Source organism: Kitasatospora sp. NPDC059803 (assembly GCF_042732255.1).
GTDB lineage: Bacteria > Actinomycetota > Actinomycetes > Streptomycetales > Streptomycetaceae > Kitasatospora.
Map to the genome: position 1 here is coordinate 1 of NZ_JBHWIJ010000071.1, position 5,569 is coordinate 5,569.

Genomic DNA, 5,569 nt, shown 5'->3' on the forward strand with positions numbered 1-5,569 from the left:
CCTCACGCCCCGCCGGCCGGATCGCCAACGCCGAGGCCACGCCGGACCTCCGCGTGGTAGGCATTCAGCAACTCGATCAGGGTTACTCCGTTCGGTAGTCGGCGGCCAAGCCTCCCGAAGGAAGCCTCGACCTTCGGACGGCCTGACCACCCTCAGCAGGAACCCGGGGTTCGAGCTCTAGAAGCTGCCGTGCGAGTCGGACCGTGGCGAGCTTGAACTCATCGACCGTGCGGGCCTGGTGGGGGATGCTCACCACCAGCCTGCGCTCATCGCCAGCACGCCCGACACGGTCTTCAATGTGAACATCCATGTCTGCAACAGGCCGCACGTGGCTGGTCCACGATGCCGGAGCCCACAAGACCGAGGTCGGGCGAGGCGTGCGGATCCGGTCCCATGCTTCGAGCCAATGCTTGATTTCGGAAGACGGAACCTCACAGGCCTGGACGAAGTCCTCCAGGAGTTCGCGACTGGGGCGGGCCCCGCCGCGGAGCACCAGGCTCAGCGTGCTCCGGGGGAGCCGACCGAGGCCGCCTGCTCGCCTTTCCAGCTCCCGAAGGGAAGGGCGGCCAACCTTCAGGTGCAAGTGCACCATCGCTTGCCACAAATCCCAGGGGGTGTTGATCATGGTGATGTGCGCAGGCCGCTCGGCCGGTGACTTGGCTCCCGCTCTGCGTGCAGCCCGCCACAGCCGACGCGCCTCGGTGAGCTCCTTCCTCATGGCACCGCATCCCGCCGCGTACGCCTCCACCACGTCCAGCGTCGGCACCGAGTCACCGCTCGCGGCTCGTGAGAGTCGCGTGGGGTGGATCCCGGTGATCTTGCCGAGCTCGGCGTAGGTGTGGCCGGAGCTCTGGCGCAGAACCCGCAGGTACAGCGCCAGAGCCGCCGACTCCTTGGTACGCGTGGTGACGGGCCGCTCAGGCCGTCCCATAGGGCGTCAGGCCTCCTGCGGGGCCAGGCGCAGGTACCGGTTCGTCCGGACGGACACGATGATGCCTACCGAGATCACGCCGATGCCACCCAGCAGGGCGAGGACCATGGTCACGGACGCCCCGGTGAGCACGAGCACGACGGCAGTCAGCATCAGAACGATCACGATGATCGCCTCGATGCCGGACAGGCCCGCAGCCCGCGGGGGCGTCGGGCCGGTCTTCACGCATGCAGCAGCGGCAGCCGCCAGGCGGCGGTCGGTCTTGGACACTTTTCTCCATGGGCAGTTGAGGGAAACGGACTCCACCGAGGCCTTCTAGCCCCGAACCGCACTGGCGCTGCCGGGGATTGCCGTCCCCCGCAACTGGCGGTAGCTCAGATCATCCCATCCCGCACGACATACACCGTCTGCGATCCCGGGTTGCAACTCCCTTTTGATGCATGCCTGTCCACACGACGTTGTGCGTGCACAACGTCGAGCGCGGGGTTTTCGCCCGTGAAAACCTCATGGCACCAGGTCCGGCCAAGAGGTCCACCCCAACGTCACATCCGGTGCCGATGCCGCCCTGATCAGCGAATATGCACCGATTAGAAGGACCTTGTGCCCAAGCGGGCGGCCAAATGTAGCAGCTTGCATGGCCAACGCAACCTGTTGAGCCAGTTGGTGCAGAACCGTCCAAGTTCCTATTGCGGCCCGGAGAGGCTCGTGTGAGGCTTCTGCGAAACGAGCACTATCAACTAGTTGCTCGCTTCCCTAGGCAGTAACGGACTCCACCGAAACCCTCAGGGACCCGAACGTCGAGGCGTTGCCGCGCCGACCCGTTCACCGCAGGTGACGTGCAGCTTTGCATGTCACCTGTTGCGTTTTCAGGCGGGGCAGCCCAACTCCCGCCGATGCGCAAGTCCGTCGTCGATTACCGGCTGCCGCGCCGTTCACTGCGGCTCACGAAAACCGTTGCGACCGATGCGTCAGCTCCGTCGATAGCGCCAGGGCCGCTTGCCACGATGCTTCCCTGGTCCTTGCCCTCTCGTGACAGCCCAACGCGTCAGGCCAAGGCCTTGGCGATGATTCGCATCGAGTCCACGATCACCACGGCGCCGGCGGCGGCCAGCTTGGTGTCCTTCCCCGGCTTGTTGGCGTAGCCGATAGTCGGGACGCCAGCGGCCTCCCCCGCCTCGACGTCGCGGGCCGCATCGCCGATGAAGATGCAGTGCTCCGGCCTGGTGCCCGCGGCCTCCATCGCTTCGAGCAGGAGGCACGGGTTCGGCTTCATGGACGAAGGGTCGCCCAGCGCCCGCCCGAAGACGCCGGCCACGTAGCGGCTGAGGCCGTGCTCGGTGAGGTAGGCCTCGATGGCCGCGCCCGCGTTGTTGCTGACCACCGAGACCAGCCGACCGGAGCGGGCAGCAGCCCGCAGAACCGATTCTCCGCCCGGGGTCAGGCGGGCGGCCCGGACGGCTTCGGTCTCCAGCGCGGCCAACTCTGCGTCCGTACTCTCCGTGAGCTCGGGGCGAGCGTCCGCGACCAGGCGGAGCAGGGCCAGTGGGTCGACCTCCTCCTCCGCCCCGGCCGGGATCTGCTCGCCTGCGGCGAGCAGGCCCTCACGGAGTCGGCGCGCGACCTCTGGGGCCGGAAGACCGGCGAAGACCGAGCACACCGGGCCGTCGAAGTCGAGGAGCACATGCTTCACCGGCCGCAGCACGTCGGCGAGTTGCTGAGGGGTGGCGGTCATGGCTGCCGCTCGTAGGCGATCGTGCTCCACACGCTGTTGAACCACATCTGGGCTGCTGGACGTACTGCGATCCGAGCGAGGCGTCGTCCGGGCCGGCGGCGTGGTGGAACAGGGTGGTGTCCTTGCCGGTCACGTCGTAGAAGGTGTGGGCGGTGTCGTCGATGGCCACGGTGCGCTCGCGGAGCGGGTAGAAGCCGAAGAGCGCCTCCGACCGGTTCAGGATGTACAGCTTGAACAGGCTGGACGCCCGGTGCACCTTGACCTGGACGCTCGCCTTCTGGACCAGGCCCAGCTCGGCCAGCATCTCCACCGAGTGCTCGATGCCGCCGGCGTTCGTCAGGGCGATGTTGCGCGCGCGCTGCCGGAGGACGGCCTCGTCCTGGAGCCCATCGACCAGGACCGGCACGGCCATCGGCGCCGTGGTGTCCGGTAGCAGCAAGCGGACCGTGATGGACTCCGGTGCCAGTCGGCCGGAGCGGACCTTGTCGAGCGGCTCCTGCAGCGCGTTGTGAAGGGTCTCGCTGGAGAAGCCGGCGAAGTCGAGCGTCACCTGCTGCTGCTCGAAGGCCGCCTCCAGGTGCGGCCGCAGCCCGACCGGCCGGGAGGTGCGCTCCCGCACGAACGAGCCGCTCCCCTGCCGGGTCCCGATCAGCCCCTCGGTGCGGAGCAGGTCGAGCGCCTTGTCCACCGTGCCGCGCACCATGCCGCAGTGCTTCGCCAGCTCAAGGCCGGGGGGAGCTTGTCACCGGTCTCGAAGCCCGGCTTCTTCATGAGGATCGAGGCCCGCAGAGAGCTGCCGACCTGCGGATACGGGGGCGAGGTCATCCGGGTCTAGAGGGGTCGTCTGGCAGCGGGCCCAGGCCGAGGTGCTGGCGCCGGCCGACTGCGCGACGAAGCTCGGCAAGCGGCCGTACGACCTGCGGCACGCAGGGATCTCGCTCGGGCTGAACTCCGGAGTCGGCCCGACGGAGGCGTGGCCGTCATGCTGCGGGTCTACGCGAAGTGCCTGCACGGCACCGTCGAGTACGCGAACGAGTTGATCTCGAAGCGGCTCAACCGGAACCGTCCGGCGCCGCCGGCCCTGGGTCCTGGTCCGCAGCTGGTCCGTATGCGCTGATCAGCGCTGGGATTCGGGCGGAACAGAGTGAGACAAGCCGCTCAAATGGGGTGCCGCTCGTTCCTCGCTTCAAGAAAACGAAGAAGGGCCCGCAATCTGCGTTTCCGCAGATCACGGGCCCTTCTCTATCCTGTGGCTGGTGCAGGGTTCGAACCTGCGTAGCTTGCGCGGCAGATTTACAGTCTGCTCCCTTTGGCCGCTCGGGCAACCAGCCAGGATCTTGTCCCCCGGGGCGTACGCCCCGTTCGACTTCGTAAACAATACCTGATGCCGGGGGGTGCTCCGCCACTCGATAGGTCACGTGATGATCAAGGGCCACGGCGTGGCTGTCGGGGGCGGGGGCGGGGTGCCGCTGGATAGGCTGGGGAGGCGGACGCCCGGTGGGGCAGGCCGTGCCAGTGAAGCCAGAACATCAAGGAGACCAACACCCATGGCCGACTCCAGTTTCGACATCGTCTCGAAGGTCGAGTGGCAGGAGGTCGACAACGCGATCAACCAGACCTCCCGTGAGATCGCCACCCGTTTCGACTTCAAGGGCGTCGGCGGCGAGATCAGCCGCTCCGGCGAGAAGATCGAGATGAAGGCCAACGGCGAGGAGCGCGTGAAGGCCATCCTGGACGTCCTACAGGGCAAGTTCATCAAGCGCGGACTGTCGCTCAAGGCCCTGGACGCCGGTGAGCCGCAGCTGTCCGGCAAGGAGTACAAGATCTTCGCGGACATCAAGGAGGGCATCTCCACGGAGGATGCCAAGAAGGTCGCGAAGATCATCCGTGACGAGGGCCCGAAGGGCGTCAAGGCTCAGGTCCAGGGCGACGAGCTGCGGGTCAGCTCGAAGAGCCGCGACGACCTGCAGACCGTGCAGGCCCTGCTCAAGGGCAAGGACCTGGACTTCGCGATCCAGTACGTGAACTACCGCTGACCCCTGGAGGGTTGTGCGGCAGGGCCCCGCCCCCGGGAGCTTGAGCACCAGGGGGCGGGGCCTTTCGCGTGGGTGGGGTCAGCCGGCGGCGGGGTGGGGGTGGGTGGCCGTGGCGAGGGCTTGGGCCTGGGCGCGCAGGGTGGCGAGCTGGTCCAGCAGGGTGGCCGGGCCGGAGGTCTTGGCCCGGGTCGGGGCGGTCGCCGTCCGGGCGGCCGGGAGCTGGGCGATCAGGCTCTGCAGGGTGGCCTGAAGGGTGGCGACGAGCTGCTGGACGGCTGCGGGGTCGGGGGTGGTGGACGTGGTCTCCGCGAGCAGGCCGGCGATCTGGTTGATGACGTCGCCGAGAGCCCCGAGGGCCGTGCTCGGGTCCGGGGTCGCGGGCGGGGCCGGGGCGGCGGGCACCGGGATGGCCGGCGGGGTCAGGTCGGCGGGCAGGGCCAGGTCCGCCGGCAGGAGCGGGGCGGCAACCGCCAGGTCGGCGGGCACCGGGATGGCGGCGGGGTTCGGGGCGGAGGCGACGGTGGTGCGCGGGGCCGTGGCTTCGTGGCCGGCGGCGGACGCCGTGGTGACCACGGTCAGCGCGAGGGCCGCGATCAGCGCGGCGACCATCCGGGTGGCACGCATGGGTACTGCTTCCTCTCAAGTGCGAGGCAGGCGGGATCGCCTGCTCCACACGGTGGGGCAGCATTCCTGACGCAGCCACCGCAGTTACGCCGAACGGCGCGCGGCAGCTGGCCGACGATGAGCCACCCGACGACAGGTCAGTCGTCGGGCGCCCCCCCCCGGGTGGGGGGGGGGGGGGGCAGGGCCCCCGGCGCGGACAGGTCCACCCCGCCCGCCCCCGGGGGGGGGCCGCGCCCCCCCCCCGGC

General features: G+C 69.0%; 7 protein-coding genes and 1 tRNA gene. 2 read left to right on the plus strand and 6 right to left on the minus strand.

The features are described 5' to 3' along the window. Window positions 1-82 precede the first annotated feature (82 nt). The 4 genes from ACFV6I_RS14355 to ACFV6I_RS14370 form a co-directional block, all read right to left on the minus strand. Window positions 83-931 carry a helix-turn-helix transcriptional regulator gene (locus tag ACFV6I_RS14355; RefSeq protein ID WP_380425398.1) on the minus strand — a complete coding sequence of 283 codons (849 nt, stop codon included), beginning with the start codon at window positions 929-931 and terminating at the stop codon, window positions 83-85. Between the two features lie 6 nt (window positions 932-937). After that, window positions 938-1,201: a hypothetical protein gene (locus tag ACFV6I_RS14360; protein WP_380425400.1), complete on the minus strand. Its 264-nt coding sequence runs from the start codon at window positions 1,199-1,201 to the stop codon at window positions 938-940. A 775-nt stretch (window positions 1,202-1,976) separates the two neighbouring features. Continuing rightward, window positions 1,977-2,621, minus strand: a complete 645-nt coding sequence (locus tag ACFV6I_RS14365) for an HAD family hydrolase (protein ID WP_380425402.1) — start codon at window positions 2,619-2,621, stop codon at window positions 1,977-1,979. Continuing rightward, entirely contained in the window at window positions 2,533-3,366 is an 834-nt protein-coding gene (locus tag ACFV6I_RS14370) for a GntR family transcriptional regulator (protein ID WP_380425404.1), read from the minus strand. The genes ACFV6I_RS14365 and ACFV6I_RS14370 overlap by 89 nt, the downstream gene beginning before the upstream one ends. Window positions 3,367-3,636: 270 nt before the next feature. On the opposite strand from ACFV6I_RS14370, the gene ACFV6I_RS14375 reads away from it, so the two are divergent. Continuing rightward, window positions 3,637-3,780, plus strand: a complete 144-nt coding sequence (locus ACFV6I_RS14375) for a hypothetical protein (RefSeq protein WP_363374999.1) — start codon at window positions 3,637-3,639, stop codon at window positions 3,778-3,780. A gap of 133 nt (window positions 3,781-3,913) precedes the next feature. Here the strand turns inward: ACFV6I_RS14375 and ACFV6I_RS14380 are convergent. Beyond that, window positions 3,914-3,994 (minus strand) — tRNA-Tyr (locus tag ACFV6I_RS14380). A 216-nt stretch (window positions 3,995-4,210) separates the two neighbouring features. On the opposite strand from ACFV6I_RS14380, the gene ACFV6I_RS14385 reads away from it, so the two are divergent. Continuing rightward, window positions 4,211-4,699 carry a YajQ family cyclic di-GMP-binding protein gene (locus ACFV6I_RS14385; protein ID WP_063348915.1) on the plus strand — a complete coding sequence of 163 codons (489 nt, stop codon included), beginning with the start codon at window positions 4,211-4,213 and terminating at the stop codon, window positions 4,697-4,699. Between the two features lie 78 nt (window positions 4,700-4,777). Here ACFV6I_RS14385 and ACFV6I_RS14390 read toward each other — a convergent pair whose 3' ends face one another. Next, a complete protein-coding gene (locus ACFV6I_RS14390) occupies window positions 4,778-5,323 on the minus strand; it encodes a hypothetical protein (protein ID WP_380425406.1) in 546 nt (181 codons plus the stop codon). Window positions 5,324-5,569 lie beyond the last annotated feature (246 nt).

Bases quoted from the DNA above. Each gene is read 5' to 3' on its own strand.
- ACFV6I_RS14355 (WP_380425398.1), bottom strand. From the start codon at position 931: ATGGGACGGCCTGAGCGGCCCGTCACCACGCGTACCAAGGAGTCGGCG.
- ACFV6I_RS14370 (WP_380425404.1), bottom strand. From the start codon at position 3,366: ATGGTGCGCGGCACGGTGGACAAGGCGCTCGACCTGCTCCGCACCGAG.
- ACFV6I_RS14385 (WP_063348915.1), top strand. From the start codon at position 4,211: ATGGCCGACTCCAGTTTCGACATCGTCTCGAAGGTCGAGTGGCAGGAG.
- ACFV6I_RS14390 (WP_380425406.1), bottom strand. From the start codon at position 5,323: ATGCGTGCCACCCGGATGGTCGCCGCGCTGATCGCGGCCCTCGCGCTG.